We start from the raw sequence: 23209 nt of genomic DNA, 5'->3' as shown, positions 1-23209 counted from the left end.
ATCAATCGGGCTGTTACGAGCAGTTGATATCCCGCCTAGCTTCTGCACATTTGCTGAATTTTAAGGTGGGAGTCTTACTGCCCGCAAATAGCGGGATAAAAAGAGGAGGAATGTCATGAAATAAAAGGGTTCGAAATACGAGTAAAAGTTCGTTGTTAAAAGATTGAATTTTCAGTTTAAAAGGAGGGTTATAATTGGAGCTAGTTATTATTTTATTAGCACTTAGTTTACTCATGTTTGTAGCATATAAAGGATTTTCTGTAATATTATTCGCACCGATTTTTGCATTATTTGCGGTATTTTTGACAGAGCCTAGTTTTGTATTACCTTTCTTTTCAAATATTTTTATGGAGAAAATGGTAGGATTTATTAAATTATATTTCCCTGTGTTTTTACTTGGAGCAATATTTGGGAAAGTAGTAGAAATGTCAGGAATCGCTGATTCCATCGCAAAGACGATTGTAGAGTTAGTTGGAGAAAAACGTACCATTTTAGCGATTGTTTTAATGGGAGCTATTTTAACGTATAGCGGTGTTAGTGTGTATGTAGTGGTGTTCGCTATATTTCCGTTTGCGGCTAAGTTGTTTCGACAAGCGGATATTCCAAAACGTTTAATCCCTGGCACAATCGTTCTTGGAGCAGCGACATTTACAATGGATGCGCTTCCTGGATCACCACAAATTCAAAATGTAATACCTACAACTTTTTTTAAAACTGATATTTATGCAGCACCGATACTTGGTATTTTAGGCGCAATTTTTGTTTTAACGTTAGGTTTACTTTATTTAGAGAGTAAGCGTAAGAAGGCAAAAGCAGCAGGAGAAGGGTATTTTGGTTTTAACGATGGGAATTCTGAAATGGCAGCATCTTTGCAGTTAGAACAAAAAGATATGCCGATATTAAGCAGTATTGAAATTACAAGAGTACAGCAAGTAATTGCGTTTGTACCACTTATTTTAGTAGGTGTAATGAATAAAGTTTTCACAATCATGATACCAAAGTGGTATCCAGATGGTTTTGATTTCTCAGCTATTGGTATGAAAGCATTTGGAAAAGTTGAATTAAGTGCGGTAGTTGGGATTTGGTCTGTAGAATTGGCACTTATTATAGGGATTTTATCAACGCTTTTATTATATTGGAAACGAGTAGTAACTGGATTTCAAGCTGGATTGAATACAAGTATTGGTGGAGCGCTACTTGCAACAATGAATACAGGCGCGGAGTTTGGATTTGGTGGTGTTATTGCAGCACTTCCAGGCTTTGCAATTATGAGAGATAGCATCTCTGCAACTTTCACGAATCCATTAGTAAATGGGGCAGTAACGACGAATATTTTAGCTGGAATTACAGGTTCAGCATCAGGCGGAATGGGAATTGTGTTAAGTGCGATGGGGGATAAATTTATTGCAGCGGCCAATCAATATGATATTCCATTAGAAGTTATGCACCGCATTGTATCAATGGCATCAGGCGGAATGGATACATTACCACATAATGGTGCAATTATTACTATTCTAACGGTAACAGGATTAACACATAAACAGTCGTATAAAGATATATTCGCTATTACAATTTTGAAAACGATTGCTGTATTTGCAGTCATCGCATTCTATACTTTAACAGGGATCTATTAATACTAGTTAATATACGAAAAGAAAATATTTATTAGATTGATATTTTACATAATAAAATATTTATTGTAACTACTCAGTCACTCTATGAAAAATCGGCAGAAAAGTTTTTTAAGTTGGTCGAGAGAGGACCTGGCTATTTATAGGAGCGGTCAGGGCCTTTCCTGCCACGCACAAAGTTTTAAAACAAAGTATAGTTAATAAGGGGGCTTATTTTAACTGGAATAATAGACTTTATCAAACTTCTGAATGAAATGCATGGCTGAGTAGTTGCAAATATTTATTATAGATAGAAGGGGTGGAGTACTTGCAAGAAGTTGCTGAGTTTCGTATGCCGAAGTCTGTATTATATGGAAGAAATTCGTTTGAAAAACTAGGGGATCAATCAAGAAAGTTAGGGAAAAGGGCTTTTATTGTAAGTGATACAATTATGGAGAGTTTGGGTTATGTTGAAAGATGTGTGGATCACTTAAATGCGAAAGGGATTACTGTTATTACGTACAATGAAGTAAACACTGAGCCTACAAATTTACACGTATTGGAAGCGTTATCTATTTGTAAAGAAGGAAAATGCGATTTTATCATAGGTATTGGAGGAGGAAGCTGTATTGATGCTGCGAAAGCAGTAGCAGTGTTATATACAAATGGTGGAGAAATTGAAGATTACGTCCAAAAGGATATAGAAATAGAATACAATCCACTACCGCTAATCGCAATCCCGACGACTTCTGGTACTGGATCGGAAGTAACAAGTGTAGCAGTAATTACAAATAAAAAAACAGATGTGAAAATGATGATAAAACATCCAAGCTTTATCCCTCATGTTGCTATAATAGACCCGATTTTTACAAGTTCGGTACCACCTCATATTACTGCAGCAACGGGAGTAGACGCATTATGCCATGCAATTGAAGCTTATATTTCTAAAGCTTCACAACCTCTTACAGATGTTCTTGCTCTTTCAGCTATTGAAAGCATTATGAAATATTTACGTATCGCATATGAAGATGGAGATAATATGGAAGCAAGGGAAGCAATGATGATTGCTTCATTACAAGCTGGGATTGCTTTTTCAAATGCATCTGTTACATTAGTGCATGGTATGTCCCGTCCAGTGGGAGCAATATTCCATGTACCACATGGAATATCGAATGCAATACTATTACCTACAGTTTTAGAGTTTACAAAAATGAGTGCAATAAAAAGGTTAGCAGAAGTAGGACGTAGCTTAAACAAAGATTTGTATTCTCATTCTGATGAAGAAGTAGCGAACTACACGATTGCTGAAATTAAGAAACTTTGTTTTGATCTTCGTATTCCTAATTTAAGAGAATACGGAATTGACGAAGTTGAATTTGAAAATGCTATTTTTAAAATGGCGAAAGATGCAATTGCAAGTGGTAGCCCAGGAAATAATCCACGAGTTCCTTCTTATGATGAAATCAAACAGTTGTATCGAGAGTGTTTTAATTATCAATATGAAGATTCTATAAAAACATCAGGGCTTTAATTTCAGAATATTATAATAAAATTTCCTTGGAAATAGTTAAAACAAGACTTTATATTATAAATTTAAAGTCTTGTTTTATTGTGTATAATATACATAATAAAATATTGTTATTAGTTTTATAAAAATAGTTTAGGTAGGTGTTTTACTATGAAAACGATAGGTCTTATAGGTGGTATGAGTTGGGAATCAACTTCTGAATACTATCGAATTTTAAATGAAGAAATAAAAAGTAGATTAGGTGGATTACATTCAGTAAAATGTCTGATTAATAGTGTGAATTTTGAAGAGATTGAACGATTCCAGTCTAGCGGAGATTGGGAGGGAGCAGGAGAAGTATTAGGGAATACGGCGTATTCATTGCAGAAAGGAGGAGCAGACTTTATAATCATTTGCACAAATACAATGCATAAAGTAGTTGAGAAAATAAAGGAGAATATTAACATTCCAGTATTACATATTGCGGATGCAACTGCAAAAGAAATAAATAGAAAAGGTATTCAATCGGTTGGTCTGCTTGGAACAAAATATACGATGGAGCAAGATTTCTATAAATCACGTATAGAAGAGAATGATATAAAAGTAATAGTACCATTAGGAAAAGATAGAGAAAAAATAAATGAAGTAATATACAAAGAATTATGTTTAGGAAAGATAACATCTCAATCTAGAGAGTATTATAAAAGAGTTATAGAAGAGTTAGTGCAAAAAGGGGCGCAAGGAATAATATTAGGGTGTACAGAAATAGGGTTATTAATAAAGCAGGAAGACATATCAATTCCGATATTTGATACAACGCATATACATGCGATTGAAGCAGTCAATTTCGCTTTAGATAATAGATTATAATTATATTATGTAAACTTAACTCATTTGTCTGGAAAACATTCAGAAAATATTTTATAATGTAAGTGGTTACATTTAAGGGGGAATGCGGATGTTTTCAGTTCAGCCAATCGCATTTGTACATAATGAAAGAAAGGAAATAAAAGATGATGAGTGGGGAGAAGTAAGATCCTATATTACTTTAACTGATATGTATACAGAGGAAAGTATACAAGGGATTGAAGATTTTTCTCATGTTGAAGTTGTCTTTTATTTTCATAAAGTAACTGATGAACAAATTCAATATTTTGCTAGACATCCTAGAAATAATAATGATTATCCTAAAGTAGGCATTTTTGCACAGCGCGGGAAAAATCGTCCGAATCGCATAGGAGCTACAATTGTAAAGGTGATCAAAAGAGAAGGTAAATCAATTATTGTTGAGGGGTTAGATGCTATTGATGGCACCCCTATATTGGATATAAAGCCGATAATGAAAGAGTTTATGCCGAAAGAAGAAATTCTACAGCCTAAATGGGTAACGGATATTATGAAACAATATTGGAAGGGGAATAAAACAAAATGAGAATATATGAGGCAACAATTGCAGATTTAGATGGACTAGCATCTGTTTTTAATAACTATCGCGTATTTTATCGACAAGATTCCGATATTGAAGGAGCAAAAGTATTTTTACGAAATCGAATCGAGAGAAAAGAATCCATTATTTTCGTGGCAGTTGAAGATGGAGAATATATCGGATTCACGCAACTATATCCATCATTTTCTTCTATTTCGATGAAAGAGTTATGGATTTTAAATGATCTGTTTGTACAAAAGGCGAAGCGCGGAGCCGGAACAGGTAAAAAATTGTTAGAAGCTGCTAAAGAATTCGCCTTAGAAAATGGCGCAAAAGGTGTGAAATTACAAACAGAGATTGATAATTTATCAGCTCAGCGATTATACGCTGAAAATGGATACTTGAGAGATAATCGTTATTTCCATTATGAATTAACTTTTTGAAATATATATAGTTAAATGAGACGTTTTCAATGTGAAGACGTCTCATTTGATTTTTTTATTGATGATTTAAAATCCAATTTGTAGCATCTTCAAAGTTTTCTGCGATGTAGTTTGGTTCAATATGTGCCCATTTATCTCGGAATGTATGTAAAGCATCATATCCAGCGCCAGTTTGAACCAATATAGTCGTTGCATTTACTTTTGCCCCAGCAACAATATCCGTCCAGCGATCACCGATTACAGCGCATTTTGTTAAATCAAGCCTATGTTTTTCCGCTGCTTGCAGGAGCATACCTGCGCTCGGTTTGCGGCATTCACATCCATCACCATGTTTATGAGGACATAGATAAATATCATCAAAACCAAACTCTTTTAATTCTTTCGTAAAATCATTCGCAGTTGCTTTTCCATCCGCGATACCTGGCTGATTCGTAAAAGAGAATAGTTTAATATTTTGAGCTTTTAACTTTTGTAAAGATTCCTTTGTAAAAGGAAATAACGTGAAAGAACCTGGATAATGTATTGTAGTATCACCGCCAATTGTTCCGTCACGATCAATGAATATTGCTTCAATGTTTGTCATAGTTATAGTCCTTTCAATTTAAATTAAAATCCACAAACATTAAGTATTCTCTTGAAATATGCTTTTTCCTGCTACAGAAATAAATATATCAGAAGTGATATAATACTATATTAAGAGGGATATGTTATCATTTTCCTTGATTGTAATGTAAATGGAAAGAAGGTAAGTATTATGTTAGAGGTGAATATCCGCTCAGCCGGATATGAAATTGGTGAAAAGACAGTTCATGATATTGCAATTGCAATTGAAAAAGGAGAGTTAGTGGCTCTTATTGGTGCAAATGGCGCAGGAAAGAGTACGACAATTAAGTCGATACTCGGTTTGCTTGTCAATATGGATGGTGAAATCTCGTTTGGTGAAAAGAAAAATCCATATGCATATGTACCTGAGCATCCCACTTATTATGATTATTTAACTTTATGGGAGCATATTGAATTGTTAATGGCTGCCCGTGGAAATGAAGAGGGAAATTGGGAGGACAAAGCAAGGGAATTATTACATACGTTTCGAATGGAAAAACATATACACGAATACATATCAAAATTTTCAAAAGGTATGAAACAAAAATCGATGCTAATATTAGCATTTTTAACAGAGCCAGATTTTTATATTATTGATGAGCCTTTTATCGGTTTAGATCCAGTAGCCACGAAAGACTTTTTGAATTATTTATATAAAGAAAAAGAGCGAGGAGCAGGTATATTACTTTGTACGCACGTGCTGGATACAGCTGAAAGAATTTGTGAAAGATTTTTACTCATTTCGCAAGGTACATTAGTAGCAGATGGGCATTTAGAGGCGATCCAATCGTTAGCAGAAATGCCAGGAAGTACACTGTTAGATTGTTTCGATGCAATTGTAAGGCGGGAACAAAATGATTAAACAACAGTTTAATAAAAGGTTACGTCATGAATTGCAAAGAAAATGGAAAGCGATTCGTTCTGTAACAGATTGGACAGTAGCATTATATATTATTATTCCAGCACTTATATTTGCGGGGATCTATTATCGTTCACTATGGATGAAAGAATTATCGATGGAAGAGACCATTTATTTTGGGTTAGGTTTACTTGCGTTTTATTTTGTCACATTTTCAAGAGGAGTTCGCTCATTTTTTGAACAAGCAGATAGTTTATTTTTAATTTCGTACCCAAATCATATGCGAAAATTAATGAAGCTTGGAATTATATATACGTTAATTCGGATTGCAATAACGAACGCAATTGTAGTATTCATTATGCTGCCTATATTGATGAAAAGTATGGGAGCGACAATTATACAAATCGTACTGTTCTGGATGTTCTTTACTGTTTTTCGATTTATGCTATCGTTGTTGACGAGATTCATAAATGTACGTGTGGGAAAACGATGGGTTTTATTGATTATAAAAGATGTTATATTTTCTTTAAGTTTAGTCTATTTTGGAATCAGTGTATTTTTTATTTTTAAAAATCCATTGTATTTCATATTATTTACCGGCCTAGTAGCTGTACTTACTGTAGTCTTAGTAAAAGAAAAGATGAATTATAAAAATTTCTTTTTTAAAGAAGTTGAGAAAGAAAAAGAAGAAAGTATGCGCTGGACTGTAGGGATTATGCAAGTTGGTGGTCATGCAGCTAAGCCAAGTAGTTCGAATAAAAAACCGTGGATGTTCCCTCGGTCTAAAAAGATATTAGGAAAAAATTCTGATTCGCGTATTGTAGAAGCTTTTTTAAAAGAATTTTTGCGTACAAGTAGTGCTTTAATGTTTTATGTTCAAATTGTATGTATAAGTACTGTAGGTATTATCGTGACTCCGCAGTGGATAACAGCTATTATTCTTGTATTTGCTATAGTTGCTATTTCTCGCTATGCGCGTGATTATTGGAATGAATTTACGAAGAAAATGTTTCTACATTTATATTGTGATGAAGGAGAATTACTATTATTAAGGTGGAAGGCGGATCGTTATTTGCTACTTCCAGTCGTATTCATATACGGGACGGTCATCCTTTCTCAGTTTTATTTATTACCAGCAGTAATTATTGGAGTTATTTTTATAGTATTCATTGGTTGGATTGTATTTTTACCATAGAAAAAGAGCCGGAAGCGGCTCTTTTTCTAGTCTGTAACACACTGGTAAATAAAATATACTAAAAGGAGTATGCTTGCGGCTGAGTACACGACATCTAAAGTCATCTGATTGCCCCCCTCATTGTTGTTGTATTTATAGTGTATGAAATCTTACAATTTCATATTCAAGTGAAAAATATGTGAACGTTAACAAAATTGTAAAGTGCAAAAATTACAATCATTTTGTATAATAGAAGAAACAACCGTTATATAAAATATAATGAGTGAAAGGGGAGGGAACATAAATGCCAAATTGGTTTAGAAAAACCTTAGTCGCATTAATTACCGTATTTACGTTTGGTTTAGTGACGCCTCCTTCCATATTACTTGATAATGCCAAAGCTGCGGACAAGCCTACGAGCACAGCTGGGCAACAAAATTTGGAGAGTACGTCCTATACATATGAAGAAACAAATGATAGGTTAACCACCGATACTTTTGTTAACTATGCGATGCAAGAAGCAGAGAAGCAATCTATGCAAAAATTCGGCTCTAAAATTGGGCCTGTAATTGAAGATGAATTTAAAGATGTTGTATTACCTAAAATTGAAGAGGCAATTGCGGAACTTGCAAATGATGTGCCAGAAGAATCGTTACAATCATTAGCGATTTCTCAAAAACCAGCTGGTGGAAATAATGAAAAGATTTTTCATGTTTATGACACGAAATCAGGAAATGACTTACTGCGATTTCATGTGAGGAGAGATCATCCACCGCAAGATGGATATTATTTTAATTTCCACTATCATCGTTTTGATGATGGATATTCAGGACACCATGAGTTAGGAAATATTTATTGGAATACGAATGTACCGCCGAAATGGTTGTCTTAAAAAGAACGAGAGAAAATCTTGTTCTTTTTTTATGTGTATGAAAGGGTAAGACATTTATGTTGTTGAATAACATAGGTTTAGGAAAAAAGAAAAGGGAGTATGGGGATGCAAAAATATATCGTTTTTGACTTTGATGGCACATTAGTAGATTCACAAAATATATTTGTATCAATTTATAATCAACTTGCTGAAAAGCATGGATATAAGACAGTTAGTGAGGAAGAAATTGAGCCTTTACGAAAATTGACTATTTCTGAAAGATGTAAAAAACTCGATGTACCACTTTATAAACTTCCTATATTGGCGTTAGAGTTTTATAAATTATATCAACCTGCCATAAAAGATCTCGTTTTATTCCATGGGATGAAAGATGTATTAGATGAATTACATAAAAAAGACTACGGGATTGCGATTATATCTTCGAACTCAGAAGAGCATATTAGGGCATTTTTACATAGTAATGGCATAGAAAATATTCAAGAAGTGTATTGTTCTAAAAATTTGTTTGGTAAAGATAAAATGATTAAAAGATTTTTAAAGTCGAAAAAGCTAACAGAACAAGATATGTTGTATGTCGGTGATGAACAACGTGATATTACAGCTTGTAAAAAAGCTGGTGTGAATGTCATTTGGGTTTCTTGGGGGTATGACGTAATTGAGACAGTAAAAGGAGACGCGCCAGATTATATGGTTAATACGCCAGGGGAAATTGTGCAAGTAGTACAGGCGGCACATTCTTAATATAAATAAACTTCGAGCAGTTATTCATCATATTGAATTTTGGGTAGCGAAGTTTCTTACTGGCAATAAGGTGAAGGTTATACGTGGTCCAATTGAAATGAATCATTATTCGGATGTTACTATACAATAGACTTTTATGACCCGAAGGGCTTTATTGTAGAGGTTGCGTATACAGCGAATACAGAAATGTAAGGAGAATAGACATGAAGATAATTACAACGTGGAAAAACAATATACAAATAGTAAAAGATGCTGCAAATATTGAAGAAATCTCTAAAGGTTTCTCTCCTGATAAAAAATATATTATTACGACTACTGATGATGAAAAATATTTATTACGGACAGGTGATATAAAAGAGTATGATAGGAAAAAAATAGAGTTTCAAATTTTAAATGAAATGGTAAAGCGTAACGTGCAGGGTCAAAGACCAATTGAACTCGGTATATTGGAGGAAGAAGATTTATGTTATAGTATTTTTTCATATTTAGAAGGAGAAGATGCTAAGAAGCTATTGCCTACATATACGCCAAGAGAACAATATGATATTGGTATAGCAGCAGGAAAAGACTTAGCAAAAATGCATACACATGAAGCTCCTAAGGATATACTCCCATGGTATGAAAGAGCAATGAAAAAACATCGAAAATATGTAGAGGCATATAAAACATGCGGAATACGAATTAAAAATGATGATAAAATCATAAAGTTTATAGATGAAAATGAAAAATATTTAAAGAACCGCCCAAATCGATTTCAACACGATGATTTTCATTTAGAAAATATAATTGTACGTGATGCGAAATATGTAGGTGTTGTTGATTTTAATGGCTACGACTGGGGCGACCCACTTCATGATTTCGTAAAAATAGCACTATTTGCAAGGGACATTAGTATTCCATATTCAATCGGACAAATAGAAGGATACTTTAATGGGAGAATACCAGAGGAGTTCTGGAAATTATATGCGGTGTACGTTGGCATGACAGTTTTCTCATCAGTTGTCTGGTCCTTACGAGCAGCACCGCATATGTTAGATGATACGTTAGAACGTCTTACTATAGTTTTAGAGGATCATAAAAACTTTGAATTATCAAAGCCAATCTGGTTTGATAGTGAAATAATGAATAGAAAATAAGGATAGCAGGTGGGAAATCTCACACCTGCTATTTGTAAATAACTCATGAGATAATCTCTTTACATACTATATATGTAGTTTTTTTATGAAGGAATGAAAACCTTGACGCCTACTTTATAATATAAAAAGGGGGTGGGAAATTGAAAATCAGGCAAGGTAAATATGAAGAAATAAAAGTACGCGATAGAATTCCGGGAATGGTTGAATATATAGATGATACGATGTTGCCTACTGGTTTTCACTATTATATTCCTCCTCACTGGCATAGAAGTATTGAAATTAGCCTAGTCGTATATGGAGAGGTTTTCTTGTATGTGAATGGGCAAAAAAAGAAAGTATCCGCTGGCGAATTTATTTTTGTGAATAGTGGCGATGTTCACGAATTCGAAAAAGTTAAAAATACAAGTTGTGCAGTAATGATGTTAATTATTTCTTATGAATTTCTTAAAGAGGTAAATGGAGATTTTGATAAATATAGATTTAATATAAAAGAATCAGTTGTTCAGAAAACTAACCTCCAGCAAATATTTTATGAATTAAAGGAGTTAGTCACAAATTCTGATGATTTAAGTTACATAAAAATTAATAGTTTAATTTATGAAATTGTTTATATTCTATTGCGATATTGCAAAGAAGGAGAGAGTATAGACAATAATTATCAACTTGGAAATAAACAGAAAGAAATGATTACGTATATTTATAAACATTATGATGAAGAACTTAAACTGAAAGATGTAGCTAAACATTTTTTTGTAAGTGAAGAACATTTTTCCCGTATGTTCAAAAAATCGTTCGGATCAAATTTCACCACTTTTTTAACGAGATACAGGCTCTATAAAGCGTATGAAGATATTATTAATAGTACAAATTCTATACAAGATATAGCAGTGAAACACGGATTTCCAAATGTAAAATCATTTATTTCACAGTTTAAAGAAAAATACGGATATACACCATTACAGTATAGGAAAAATATCATATCAAAAAATGACAATAATCGAATCAAATATGAACAACAATAAAAAAACGTTTCATGTTACATTTTGTACATGGAACGTTTTTTATTTAGTAATAGTAAATGAAGTGAGATTCAATAGAGATTTATCTAATCTGAAGAAATGAAAGCGTTTAAAACAAGGGAGGATGAATACTAGATGACTAGAAAATATGACTTAAACCTATTAGAAAAAATTCAAGAAAAACAAGAAATCATTAATGTACAGGGGGCGAAAGTTTTAGTAAAAAACATACCAGATTGTGATGAAAAAGGAGCGATGGATCCACGTTTTTATAAGGACACGAAGGTTCAAATGAATGTAATGAGGTTTATGCCTAAAAATATGATGAAAATGGACGCTTCTGAAAAATCGGTAAGGAATATGCGAAAACAATTTAATGGAATTAAGAGTGTTCCAATTGTCACTAAAGACGTTAATATTACGCATAAAACAGTGAAAGCGGAAGATGGATATGATATTCCGATAAGAATTTATAACAGTGTTTCTAAACAAGAGAATGCGCCAGTTTTATACTTTATTCATGGTGGTGGATTTATGGCAGGATCACCAGATGTAGTAGAAGAACTTGTGAAATTGATAGTAGAAAAAACGGATATACTAGCCGTTTCTGTGGATTATCGATTAGCTCCGGAAAATCCTTTTCCAACTGGGCATACAGATTGCTACACTACTTTAAAGTGGATTTATGAAAATGCTGATACATTAGGCGGGGATAAGAATAATATCTTTGTGGCAGGTGATAGTGCAGGAGGGAACTTAACACAGTATTGTACAACTAAAGATATGGAAGATGGTAGGAAGTACGTGAAGGGACAGTTGCTTCTGTATCCTACACTTAATATGTGTGACTATGAAGATGAATTTTATTCTTGGAGTATAGATAAATATGAAATTGCTCCTAAGTATAAAAAAGGATTAGAAAAAATGCTTAATATAATGCATTCAATGGTTGGAGGTATGTCAGAAGTACTTGGTACGAAAGAAATTCATTCGAAGTATTTAAGTCCATATGTTGATGTATCCCCAGACTATCCAAGTACATTTATTACGGTAGGAGAGCATGATTTTTTAATGATAGAATGTTTAGCGTATGCAGCTAAATTGACTAAAAAAGGAGTGGATACTGAAACAGTTCTTTATCGTGGTTTAGGGCACGCTTATGGAGATAATGTAGGTGTTTATCCCCAAAGTGAAGATTTAGCAATTGAGATGGGGAATTTTATATTAAAGCATAGTGGAAAGTAGGAGAAATGATGGGAAATAGAAAAGTGATATTAATTTCCAGCTTCGCTATTTTACTATGTATCTTTGCATTTACAGACTTACAAATATCCAATAGTTTATATGAACCAACTAATAAGATTGCTCTTTTTTTACAAGCTATAGGAGAAATTCCAGCTATGCTTATTGCCTTATTTTCTAGTATGTATTTATTTAAAACTAGAAAGAATAAAGGTTCAAGAGGGTATTATCTATCTGGAATTGGCCATGGAGTAATCATTCTTTTGTTCGCTTTTATAGCTTCATTTATGCTAGTACATTATTTAACCATTTCAAAATATTTAATTCTAATTTTTATGCTTTGCTTTATAGTAGCTTGTTATATGATTTCTAAATCATGGAGTAGATACGATGATGCAAGATTGAGAGACATTGCATTAATTGGATTATTAAGTGTAGTTATTGTGTTAATTACATTTAATCTAATAAAACTAGGTTGGGGTAGAGAACGCTATCGTCATATGATTTCTATTGGATCATTTGAAGGGTTTTCAAAATGGTTTATACCTCAAGGAATTGCTAAAAGTGATGAGTTTATGTCATTCCCTTCAGGCCATAGTGCTAATGCAGCGTTAGTCATTTGGTTTAGTTTATTACCAGAATACTTTGCTTCGTTAAAAAGAAAAAAATAGGTGTTTGGATTCTCATTCTTTTATGGATGATAATAGTACCAATGAGTCGTATTGTGGTAGGAGCCCATTTTGCTTCAGATGCTACAGTTGGAGTCGCTATTTCAGTTACTGTTTTTATGTGTTTGAAAAAATTTATATGGAGAGATAAGAAAAATAAACGCACCAATAATAATGATGTTCTTCCACATTCATTGAATCGGTAATAAGAAAGTCTTTTCCTTTAAGGGAATATAATAATTAATGCATGGCTTGTTCATTAAGCTGTTTTGATAAATAAGTTAGCATTTGGGTTATCCTCATTTTATTTGTTAAATTCAATAATAGGATTATAGGTTGCAAGGTAAATTTCTGATTGCAAAATAATAGAGGGAAGAGTAATCTTCCCTCTATTATTTTGTTATTTAATTTTCGTAAATGTAAGAGGCTGAGTACTTAAAGTTGCAGGTACGTGTAATTGAAGAGTCGGGAATTCACCATTTACATTCATATCATAAGCGAATAAAAGCCCCATTTTCATTTGGAACAAACTAATTGATGCTGAGAAGATGTTGTAATGATGATGTTTTAGCTGAAATTCCATATCCATAAATTGTACATGTAGGAAATCATCTTGTTTGTATACTTTCAGTGTTCCATAAGCGGGATGCTCAAAAGTTCCAGTGTAGTCATCTAATGCATGAGAAGGGGTAGTCCCTTTTATTGGTTCGGGAAGTGATGTAGTTGCCTCTTTCATCATTTCTTTCATTTTTTCACTATCTTCTACAGCGCGTTCATGCCAGTCGATATATTCTAGTCCGAGAAGTTCGTCGTAAATATGTTTTGTAATATAAGTAGGGAGTACAGTTTGCCCTGAATTTGTTAATACGATAATACCGATATTTTCGTTGGGCATAAATGACGCAAGTGCAGAAAATCCATCAATATTACCACCATGATGAATAAGTTTATAACCGCGGTAAGCACTAATAAACCAACCTAGTCCATAGCTATTTAATGGTGATTCACTTGTTGATAACATTGGCTGATCCGGGATTGGAGTGTGTGGTGTATACATTTCTTGGAGTAGTTCAGTAGAAATCAAATCATGATTTTCTGTTTTTCCTTCGTTTAAATGAAGCAAAACCCATTTTGCCATATCTTCAATGGTAGAATTAATACATCCAGCCGCTCCAACTGTATCAATATTTCGGAATGGAATTTCTTTCATTTCACCATTATCTTCAGTGTAAGGTAATGCGTAATCATCTGTATTTTGTGAGTCTGTAACAGATAAGTTTGTATGCCTCATATTTAAAGGTTCTAAAATATGTTCTGCAACGTATTGCTCCCACGTTTGATTCGTAATGTTTTCTACAATATAACTAATTGTCGCATACATTAAGTTGTTATAAAGAAATGCTGTGCGGAACGGTGCATCAAGTGATAAATGTTTTATTTTTTCAACAAGATCTTTTCGAGTTAAGGAAGAACTGTACCAAAGAGCATCGTGACGACTTACCCCAGTACGATGAGAAGCTAAATCTCGTCCTGTAACTTGCGAGTTAGCGAGCATATCGGATAGAGAGAAGTTAGGTACGTAAGTTTGGACAGGAGTATCCCAATTAAACTTTTTTTGCTGTGCTAATAAGCTTAATGAAAGCGTACCGAATGCTTTCGTCGCAGAACCGATTGCGAATCGTGTCTGCGGAGTAACAGCCTCTTTTTTCTCTATGTTACGATAGCCGAAACCTTCTGAAATAATGACCTCACCATCTTTTATAACAGCTACAGCCGCTCCAGGAACGTGTAAATCCTTCATCATCTTCTCAACCTTATGTTGTAACGTACTTAAAACAGGAGTTTTGATTTTAGACATGCTTCCAACCTCCAAATATAATTTTTATGTTCCGCACTATACTTTCTGTAATAGAAAAGTGAAAACCTTTTTTAATATTGAAAGTTAATAATTTTGTAAGAAATATTGAAAGAATTTTTATTAATTTGGATTATTAAATTCGCTGTTTTTCATGTTATGATAAATCTCATATAAGATTGAAAGAAGGTTTTCTTACATATGAAACATGCTGAATATGAATACTTAAATTTATGCCGTCATGTAATGGAGCACGGTACGAAGAAAGAAGATCGTACAGGGACAGGTACTGTCTCTGTATTTGGATATCAAATGCGTTTCGATCTAAGTAAAGGATTTCCTTTATTAACGACAAAGAGAGTGCCATTTCGCCTAGTAGCAAGTGAACTGCTTTGGTTTATGAAAGGTGATACAAACATTCGCTATTTATTGCAACATAATAATAATATTTGGAATGAATGGGCGTTTAAGAGCTGGGTAGAAAGCGATGAGTATACTGGTCCTGATATGACTGATTTCGGTCTTCGCTCACAACAAGATGAGGAATTTAAAGTGCAGTACGATGAGCAAATGGAATTGTTTAAAAAGAACGTTTTAGAAGATGATGATTTCTCGAATAAATATGGTTATTTAGGAGATGTATACGGAAAGCAGTGGCGTGCCTGGAAAACGACAGCTGGTGAGACGCTTGATCAATTAAAAGATGTAATTGAAATGATTAAAAAAACGCCAGACTCCCGTCGCTTAATTGTTTCTGCCTGGAATCCTGAAGATGTACCAAGTATGGCATTACCACCTTGTCATACGCTATTCCAGTTTTATGTAGCGGATGGCAAACTTTCTTGTCAGTTATATCAAAGAAGTGGTGACATATTCCTTGGAATTCCATTTAACATTGCAAGTTACTCATTACTAACACATTTAATCGCACATGAATGTGGTCTTGAAGTGGGAGAATTTGTTCATACAATTGGAGATGCACACATTTATACGAATCATTTTGAACAAGTAGAAAAGCAATTGGCACGTGAACCACGTCCATTCCCGAAACTTACATTAAATCCAGATGTGAAATCTGTGTTTGATTTTGAAATGGAAGATTTAACGATTGAAGGATATGATCCACACCCAGCAATTAAAGCACCGGTTGCAGTATAATTGTAGAGGAGATGAAAAAATGATTGTTTCATTTATGGTCGCAATGGACGAGAATAGAGTAATTGGCAAAGATAATAATTTACCTTGGCGTTTACCAAGTGAATTGCAGTATGTAAAGAAAACAACGATGGGCCATTCACTTATTATGGGCAGAAAGAACTACGAAGCGATTGGTAGACCACTGCCTGGAAGACGTAATATTATTGTAACACGTAATGAAGGGTATCGTGTTGAAGGTTGTGAAGTAGCACATTCTGTAGAAGAAGTGTTTGAACTATGCAAAAATGAAGAGGAAATCTTTATTTTCGGCGGAGCACAAATTTATGATCTCTTTTTACCTTACGTAGACAAGTTATATATAACAAAAATCCATCATGCATTTGAAGGAGATACATTCTTCCCAGAAATGGATATGACAAATTGGAAAGAAGTTTTTGTTGAAAAAGGTTTAACGGATGAAAAGAATCCGTATACGTACTATTATCATGTATATGAGAAGCAACAATAATAAGAAGGATTGATGTGAAATTCACATCAATCTTTTTATTTGTATTCATTAATATAAGTTTATAGATGATATTCAATAGTGCTATAATGAAATCTAGCATGTAAAAATGCTAAAATTTTCAAAAGAATTCATATAGAAAGAGGAGGAGAATCGATTGAAAAAGATATGGGGGATTCTTTTTCTTTGCTTAACGTTCATGTTAGTTGGATGCGGTAAAGAAGAAAAACCACAAGAAGCGTTTGATACATATACAAAAGCATGGAATAAACAAAAATTTGCAGAAATGTATGATCAATTATCAGAAAAGGCAAAAAAAGATATTTCAAAGAAAGAGTTCACTGAGAAATATGAAAAAATTTATTCTGGCATTGAAGTGAAAAACTTAAAAGTAGAAGCAGGAGAAGTAAAAGAAGATAAAAAAGATGAAGGTCCTGTTCCTTTTAAAGTAAGTATGGATACAGTTGGTGGTAATATCTCTTTTGGCCATGAAGCAAAAATGGTGAAAGAAAAAGATGGAGATAAAGAATCTTGGAAAATAGATTGGACTCCTGATTTCATTTTCCCTGGCATGACAAAAGATAGTAAAGTGCGTATGCAGGCAACACAACCAAAACGTGGTGAAGTTTACGATCGTAATGGAAAAGGTCTTGCGACGAATGGGAAAGCTTCTGAGATTGGAATTATTCCAGAAAAATTAGATGAAACTGCTCCGCAAACGAAAGAAGCAGTAGCGAAGTTGTTAAATATGTCTGTAGAAGAGATTGATCAAAAACTAGCTGCGAAATGGGTAAAACCAGGGTATCTCGTACCAATTGGAATTTTGCCTGAGGGAGCAACGCAAAATACGTACATCGATTTACCTGGTGTTGCAGCAAAACCTGTAAATGTTCGTACATATCCGTTAGGGGAAGCAGCAGCGCATCTTACTGGTTATATCGGAAAAGTAAATGCAGAAGATTTAAAAACGCTTCAAAAGAAAGGCTATCAAGCCGATGATCCAGTTGGTAAAGCTGGATTAGAGCAAGTATTGGAAGAACAGCTACGCGGGAAAAAAGGTGGCCGTGTCTTCATGGAGGATGCACAAGGAAAAGAAATTAAAAATTTAGCGAAAACAGATGCTGTTGATGGAGAAAATGTAACTTTAACTATCGATAGTGTTGTTCAAGAAAAAACGTATAATGAAATGAAAGGAGAAGCTGGTTCAAGTGCGGCAATTAATCCGAAAAGTGGAGAAACAATTGCTCTTGTAAGTAGTCCAGCTTATAATCCTAATTTAATTGCACGAGGAACATCAAAAGCACAGCGCGAGGCTTGGAATAATGACCCGAAAAAACCGATGACGAATCGATTTACACAATTATCGGTACCAGGTTCTGTATTTAAGCCAATTACAGCTGCAATCGGTCTTGAAACGAAAACAATCGATCCGAAAGAAGAGTTGAAAATTGAAGGATTGAAATGGACGAAAGATTCTTCTTGGGGTAATTATTATGTAACGCGTGTAAAAGATGCAAATCCGATTGATTTTGATAAAGCGATGAAATACTCGGATAATATTTATTTCGCACAAGAAGCTTTGAAAATCGGAAAAGATAAATTTATGAGTGAATCGAAAAAATTCGGATTCGATGAGAAATTACCAATTGAATATGGATTCCCAGCTTCTAAAATCGCAAATGATGGCATAAAAAATGATATTCAAATGGCAGATACAGGATATGGACAAGGACAAGTCTTAATGACTCCTCTTCATTTAGCTTTAACGTATGCACCGATTGTAAATGATGGAACGATTCCATCGCCATATCTTATTAAAACAGATAAACAACCAAAAGCTTGGAAAGAGAACGTGATTTCTAAAGAAAATCAAGATATATTGAAAACGGCTTTAACGAAAGTAATTAACGATCCAGATGGTACGGGGAAAATTGCGAAAATTGATGGTATGACCCTTGCTGGTAAAACAGGAACAGCAGAATTAAAAGTATCAAAAGAGGCAGAAGGAAAAGAACTAGGTTGGTTCGCTGCGTTTGATTTAAATTCACCTGATATGGTTATTACAATGATGATTGAAGATGTAAAAGGTAGAGGTGGAAGTAATATTCCAGCTGAAAAAGTGAAACATGTTTTTCAAAAGTAGTAATTGAAGAAGACTATCTCCATGAAATATGGAGATAGTTTTTTATTTGATTAAAACCTTAATATGTATATACAAAAACTAACTGAAATAATATAACTTATTAACTTACGAAAAAAAGTAGCTATTTTTATTGACATCCATTAAAACTTTTTGTATTATACTTACATAAGGTAAGTTATTTACTATAAAATAATAAATCTCGAATTAAAGATAAATTAGAAAAAGGGAGATAATACAATGACAAAAGTACTATTTATTACAGCAAATCCAAATTCAGCAGAAGGTTCTTTCGGTATGGCAGTAGGGGAAGCTTTCATCGAAGCATATAAAAACGAACATCCACAAGACGAAGTTGTAACAATTGATTTATTCAATACAACTGTACCAGCAATCGATGCAGACGTATTCGCTGCTTGGGGTAAATTTGCAGCAGGCGAAGGATTCGAAGCTTTAAGTGAAAATCAACAACAAAAAGTTGCAGCAATGAACAATAACTTAGAAACATTTATGCATGCAGATCGTTATGTATTCGTGACTCCAATGTGGAACTTCAGCTACCCAGCAGTAGTGAAAGCATACTTAGATAACTTATCAATCGCAGGTAAAACATTTAAATATACTGAAAATGGTCCAGTTGGCTTACTAGAAGGAAAAAAAGCACTTCATATTCAAGCTACAGGCGGCGTTTACTCTGAAGGAGCATACGCATCTATGGACTTCGGTCGCAATCATTTAAATGCAGTATTAGGATTCATGGGTGTATCAGACACTGAATATATTGCAGTTGAAGGAATGAATGCAAATCCTGAAAAAGCACAAGACATTAAAGAAGCAGCAATTGCAAGTGCACGCGAATTAGCAAAACGTTTCTAATATAGAAAACTTCAAAATGTCCAAACACTTGTTGTTTGGACATTTTTTCTTCTTTTTCCTTCGTTTGTCTAGTATAATGAAGGTCGGAATGATAATAGGTGGGGGTTCTGTATGATTCAAACGTTTTTTAAAATCTTTTATTTAATTTTAATCGTAATTGCGATTACACCAAGGTTGTGGCGTATAAAAAGAAAAGCAAATGCGATGTCACCGCAAGAAAAAGATAGTGTTGTGTATAAAACAACAAACTGGTTTGGTAAGAAAATGGTGCGTGTAACTGGATCGACTGTAGAAGTAAAGGGACTTGAAAATGTTCCGAAAGACAAGCCAGTGCTAGTTGTAAGTAATCATCAAAGTAATATGGATATTCCTGTGTTACTAGGTTACTTAAATAAGCCAATTGGATTCGTTTCAAAAGCGGAAATTAAAAAGTTTCCGGTTGTGCCAACATGGATGGAACTAATGAATTGTGTGTTTATGGACCGCAGCGATCGTCGTCAATCTCTTAAGGCAATTAAAGATGGAATTGAACTGTTAAAGAGCGGGCATTCTATCGTGATTTTTCCAGAGGGAACGAGAAGTAAGGGTGGCGAAATCGGTGAGTTTAAAGCAGGGAGTTTTCACCTTGCTGTAAAATCTGGCGTATCTATATTACCAGTAACTTTAGATGGTACATATAAGATGTTTGAGGCTAATGGAAATCGTATGAAACCAGCTCATGCAACATTAACAATTTCTAAGCCAATTACACCTGAAGAATATGCAAGTATGGATGCTAAAGAGTTAACCCAGCATACAAAAGATATTATTGCATCTCAATTACATAAGTAATAAAAAAAGTTTCAGCTTAAACAAGCTGAAACTTTTTTTATGCTGCGGGTAAGACATAAAACAGTACGCAGAAAAACATCATTGTACTACCGCCTAGTACGAAGAGATGCCAAATGGCATGATTGAACGGAAGCTTTTCCCAAAGGAAGAATATAGCTCCGACAGAATACAAAATGCCGCCTATTAATAGTAGTGAGAAGCCGTGACCGGTTAAATTTTCATAAAGGGGTTTAATGGCAACGATGATGAGCCAACCCATAATGATATAACATAATGTTGATGTTTTAATAAAGCGACGAACAAAGAAGATTTTGAAAATAATGCCACCAATCGCAAGGGTCCAAATAATTGCGAGTAAAGTCCAACCGAGCGGGCCACGCAGTGTAATGAGTAGAAATGGTGTATACGTGCCGGCAATTAATAAATATATGGCGGAGTGATCTAAAATGGTAAATAACTTTTCTACTTTTGGATGATGGATGCTATGTAGCAGTGTAGAAAATAAGTATAGTAAGAACATGCTTACGCCATAAACGGTAAAGCCAACAACAGCAGATGCTGTGCCATGTTTGGAAGCATGAATAATTAATATGATTAAGGCAGGGATGCTTAAAATGGCACCGATACCATGGGTAATTGCATTCGCAATTTCTTCTTTTACAAATTGGGTCATTCTTTTAATTTTTTGCGTCATAATGTTAATCCCTTTCACTGTATTGAGATAAGTTATATTTTCCTTAACCATATCATATACAAAAGGAATAGAAAATGATATTTAATTGATTATATTTTTGAATTTTTTTGACAAAAGACAACGGATACATTGACGTTTACGAAATTTTTTGACAAAATGAACTTATGGAATAGTAGGACAAGGAATCTACTTATGAAGGGGATGGGGAAATGTTTTCAAATATCGGCTTTCCAGGGTTAATTTTAATTTTAGTAGCAGTGTTAATTTTATTTGGCCCAAAAAAGTTACCGGAAATTGGGAAAGCTTTAGGGGAAACGTTAAAAGAATTTAAAAAATCAACAAAAGAATTGACTGATGAGGCATTTCAAGAGAAAGAAAAAAATAAATAAAAGAATATGCTGAAGTTTTTCTCGGAATGGATAAATAAAGTGTGGTGAACGAGATGGAAGATCGGGAAATGAGCGTAGTAGAACATATTGTTGAGCTTCGCAAACGAGTAATATATACAGTATTATCCTTTGTATTATTTTTAATTATTGGATTTACTTTTACGAAGGATATTTATTTTTGGCTTGTAAAAGATTTACCAATGAAATTAACTGTTCTCGGTCCAAGTGATGTGTTGTGGATTTTTTTCTCGATTGCTACAGTATTTGCTATCGTTTGTACAATTCCTTTTGCTGCGATACAAATTTGGTTATTTGTAAAACCAGGTTTACATCCCAATGAACAAAAAATGACATTAATGTATATACCGGTATTGTCTATATTATTTATAGCAGGCCTATCTTTCGGTTATTTTATCGTCATGCCATTTTTATTTCATTTCCTAACTACAATTGGTAATGAGATGTTTAATACGATGTTTACAACGGAAAAATATTTTCATTTCGTATTAAATTTAACAGTTCCGTTTGCTGTTATATTTGAATTACCTGTAGTTGTTATGTTTTTAACGAGTATAGGTCTTCTAACGGCAGAATTTCTTCAGAAAATAAGAAGATATGCTTATGTCGTGTTGATTATAATTGCATCATGTATATCGCCGCCAGATTTTTTATCACATAGTTTAGTAGCGGTACCGCTTATTTGTATTTATGAAATTAGTATCGCTTTATCAAAGATAGTTAGTAAACGAAAACAGAAAAGAGAAGAAGAAATACAGTCGAAAAGTGCCTCGTTATAAAGGCACTTTTTAATTTATTTGTTATACTCTAGCTATAATTGTATACAATATATAGAAGGAAAAAATTATAGAATCTCCAAAATTTAGACAAACTTTTCATTTTTATAAGTTTATACTGAAGTTATCAAGCTATATATGGGTAATAAGACTCCCGTCTCAAAGGATATATAGGACAGGGTTCGAATTAGGTGGATATAAATGAAGTATTAACTTCTAAATGGGGCAGCTTAAGGATATTTTAGTATTCATAGGAAACCTACACTAAAAAACGTGTTAAAGAATAAAGTGGAGGAAGTTCAAAAATCCAACGAAAAAGAGGATTGATATTGTGATTACGAAAAGTTTTTATTTCACTCATGCAACAGGGAATTGTATTAAAATATTTGAAATCCCTGTCCTACAAACACAGCATCCATTAGCGTTTCTAATTCAGTCTCGTCTTCAATTGTTTATTGCAAAAATTCAAAAACATAAAAACCCAAGATTCTCGTACTCTTTCCGTGAATATTTACAAAGTTGTTTGAAGTGGAATGATTATTCAAATGTATATAAGACAAATACTCTTGAAAAGAATGCATAATACACAGCAGGGACAGAGTTAGGTAGGCTCTGTCTTTTTCATTTTAGGTATAAAAATATAATTA

The 23209-nt window shown here is 33.7% G+C and carries 23 protein-coding genes and 2 pseudogenes; 22 read left to right on the top strand and 3 right to left on the bottom strand.

What is annotated here, in order from left to right:
- The first annotated feature begins 194 nt into the window (after window positions 1-194).
- From B5P40_RS17775 to B5P40_RS17755, 5 genes are all read left to right on the top strand, one after another.
- Window positions 195-1634, top strand: a complete 1440-nt coding sequence (locus B5P40_RS17775; protein ID WP_002085897.1) for a GntP family permease — start codon at window positions 195-197, stop codon at window positions 1632-1634.
- A gap of 304 nt (window positions 1635-1938) precedes the next feature.
- Window positions 1939-3141 carry an iron-containing alcohol dehydrogenase gene (locus tag B5P40_RS17770; RefSeq protein ID WP_078176661.1) on the top strand — a complete coding sequence of 401 codons (1203 nt, stop codon included), beginning with the start codon at window positions 1939-1941 and terminating at the stop codon, window positions 3139-3141.
- Window positions 3142-3288: 147 nt separating this feature from the next.
- Window positions 3289-3987 (top strand): aspartate/glutamate racemase family protein, encoded by a 699-nt coding sequence (locus B5P40_RS17765; RefSeq protein ID WP_113709532.1) that lies wholly within the window; start codon window positions 3289-3291, stop codon window positions 3985-3987.
- Window positions 3988-4075: 88 nt separating this feature from the next.
- The gene (locus B5P40_RS17760; protein ID WP_002189477.1) at window positions 4076-4549 is read left to right on the top strand and encodes an SAM-dependent methyltransferase; all 474 of its coding nucleotides are present in this window, start codon (window positions 4076-4078) and stop codon (window positions 4547-4549) included.
- Window positions 4546-4986: a GNAT family N-acetyltransferase gene (locus B5P40_RS17755; protein WP_002085894.1), complete on the top strand. Its 441-nt coding sequence runs from the start codon at window positions 4546-4548 to the stop codon at window positions 4984-4986. The genes B5P40_RS17760 and B5P40_RS17755 overlap by 4 nt, the downstream gene beginning before the upstream one ends.
- A 55-nt stretch (window positions 4987-5041) precedes the next feature.
- Here the strand turns inward: B5P40_RS17755 and B5P40_RS17750 are convergent, their stop codons facing one another.
- Window positions 5042-5569, bottom strand: a complete 528-nt coding sequence (locus tag B5P40_RS17750; protein WP_078176659.1) for an HAD-IIIA family hydrolase — start codon at window positions 5567-5569, stop codon at window positions 5042-5044.
- Window positions 5570-5740: 171 nt separating this feature from the next.
- On the opposite strand from B5P40_RS17750, the gene B5P40_RS17745 reads away from it, so the two are divergent.
- From B5P40_RS17745 to B5P40_RS17705, 9 genes and pseudogenes are all read left to right on the top strand, one after another.
- Window positions 5741-6451, top strand: coding sequence for an ABC transporter ATP-binding protein (locus tag B5P40_RS17745; RefSeq protein WP_113709531.1), 711 nt, complete (start codon window positions 5741-5743; stop codon window positions 6449-6451).
- On the top strand, window positions 6444-7643 hold the full coding sequence (locus tag B5P40_RS17740; protein ID WP_078176658.1) for an ABC transporter permease: 1200 nt from the start codon (window positions 6444-6446) through the stop codon (window positions 7641-7643). Before B5P40_RS17745 ends, B5P40_RS17740 begins: the two co-directional genes overlap by 8 nt.
- Window positions 7644-7926: 283 nt before the next feature.
- Window positions 7927-8514: a YpjP family protein gene (locus B5P40_RS17735; RefSeq protein WP_002012605.1), complete on the top strand. Its 588-nt coding sequence runs from the start codon at window positions 7927-7929 to the stop codon at window positions 8512-8514.
- A gap of 105 nt (window positions 8515-8619) precedes the next feature.
- Window positions 8620-9255 carry an HAD family hydrolase gene (locus tag B5P40_RS17730; RefSeq protein ID WP_113709530.1) on the top strand — a complete coding sequence of 212 codons (636 nt, stop codon included), beginning with the start codon at window positions 8620-8622 and terminating at the stop codon, window positions 9253-9255.
- Between the two features lie 43 nt (window positions 9256-9298).
- Window positions 9299-9447, top strand: a pseudogene (locus B5P40_RS34380) (VOC family protein); the annotation flags it as partial.
- Between the two features lie 11 nt (window positions 9448-9458).
- Window positions 9459-10391, top strand: a complete 933-nt coding sequence (locus tag B5P40_RS17720) for an aminoglycoside phosphotransferase family protein (protein WP_078176656.1) — start codon at window positions 9459-9461, stop codon at window positions 10389-10391.
- Between the two features lie 140 nt (window positions 10392-10531).
- Entirely contained in the window at window positions 10532-11413 is an 882-nt protein-coding gene (locus tag B5P40_RS17715) for an AraC family transcriptional regulator (protein ID WP_078176655.1), read from the top strand.
- Between the two features lie 132 nt (window positions 11414-11545).
- Window positions 11546-12655, top strand: coding sequence for an alpha/beta hydrolase (locus B5P40_RS17710; protein WP_078176654.1), 1110 nt, complete (start codon window positions 11546-11548; stop codon window positions 12653-12655).
- 8 nt (window positions 12656-12663) lie between these two features.
- A pseudogene (locus B5P40_RS17705) lies at window positions 12664-13526 on the top strand (phosphatase PAP2 family protein).
- 194 nt (window positions 13527-13720) lie between these two features.
- Here B5P40_RS17705 and B5P40_RS17700 read toward each other — a convergent pair.
- Window positions 13721-15178, bottom strand: a complete 1458-nt coding sequence (locus B5P40_RS17700) for a serine hydrolase (protein WP_002031694.1) — start codon at window positions 15176-15178, stop codon at window positions 13721-13723.
- Between the two features lie 198 nt (window positions 15179-15376).
- Between B5P40_RS17700 and B5P40_RS17695 the strand changes: the two genes are divergently transcribed.
- From B5P40_RS17695 to B5P40_RS17675, 5 genes are all read left to right on the top strand, one after another.
- Window positions 15377-16333 carry a thymidylate synthase gene (locus tag B5P40_RS17695; RefSeq protein WP_002085878.1) on the top strand — a complete coding sequence of 319 codons (957 nt, stop codon included), beginning with the start codon at window positions 15377-15379 and terminating at the stop codon, window positions 16331-16333.
- A 19-nt stretch (window positions 16334-16352) separates the two neighbouring features.
- Window positions 16353-16841, top strand: a complete 489-nt coding sequence (locus B5P40_RS17690; RefSeq protein WP_002031690.1) for a dihydrofolate reductase — start codon at window positions 16353-16355, stop codon at window positions 16839-16841.
- Between the two features lie 154 nt (window positions 16842-16995).
- Complete coding sequence (pbpC, locus tag B5P40_RS17685; protein WP_012260864.1) at window positions 16996-18981, top strand: penicillin-binding protein 3; 1986 nt, start codon at window positions 16996-16998, stop codon at window positions 18979-18981.
- Window positions 18982-19218: 237 nt separating this feature from the next.
- The gene (locus B5P40_RS17680; RefSeq protein ID WP_012260865.1) at window positions 19219-19854 is read left to right on the top strand and encodes an FMN-dependent NADH-azoreductase; all 636 of its coding nucleotides are present in this window, start codon (window positions 19219-19221) and stop codon (window positions 19852-19854) included.
- Between the two features lie 111 nt (window positions 19855-19965).
- Entirely contained in the window at window positions 19966-20685 is a 720-nt protein-coding gene (locus B5P40_RS17675) for a lysophospholipid acyltransferase family protein (RefSeq protein WP_002141628.1), read from the top strand.
- 37 nt (window positions 20686-20722) lie between these two features.
- On the opposite strand, the gene trhA is transcribed toward B5P40_RS17675, so the two are convergent.
- Window positions 20723-21379, bottom strand: a complete 657-nt coding sequence (gene trhA, locus B5P40_RS17670; RefSeq protein WP_002085872.1) for a PAQR family membrane homeostasis protein TrhA — start codon at window positions 21377-21379, stop codon at window positions 20723-20725.
- A gap of 209 nt (window positions 21380-21588) precedes the next feature.
- On the opposite strand from trhA, the gene B5P40_RS17665 reads away from it, so the two are divergent.
- The 3 genes from B5P40_RS17665 to B5P40_RS17655 all read left to right on the top strand — a co-directional run bounded on the left by B5P40_RS17665 (window position 21589) and on the right by B5P40_RS17655 (window position 23145).
- The gene (locus B5P40_RS17665; protein ID WP_002012719.1) at window positions 21589-21768 is read left to right on the top strand and encodes a twin-arginine translocase TatA/TatE family subunit; all 180 of its coding nucleotides are present in this window, start codon (window positions 21589-21591) and stop codon (window positions 21766-21768) included.
- Window positions 21769-21821: 53 nt separating this feature from the next.
- The gene (gene tatC, locus B5P40_RS17660) at window positions 21822-22565 is read left to right on the top strand and encodes a twin-arginine translocase subunit TatC (RefSeq protein ID WP_012260868.1); all 744 of its coding nucleotides are present in this window, start codon (window positions 21822-21824) and stop codon (window positions 22563-22565) included.
- 328 nt (window positions 22566-22893) lie between these two features.
- Window positions 22894-23145: a DUF2535 family protein gene (locus B5P40_RS17655; RefSeq protein WP_002012715.1), complete on the top strand. Its 252-nt coding sequence runs from the start codon at window positions 22894-22896 to the stop codon at window positions 23143-23145.
- Window positions 23146-23209: the final 64 nt, after the last annotated feature.

It is taken from the genome of Bacillus sp. SRB_8 (assembly GCF_003264205.1).
GTDB classification, from domain to species: Bacteria; Bacillota; Bacilli; order Bacillales; family Bacillaceae_G; genus Bacillus_A; species Bacillus_A mycoides.
Note: the sequence above shows the minus strand (reverse complement) of the source record. Positions and strands in the feature narration are given on the sequence as shown.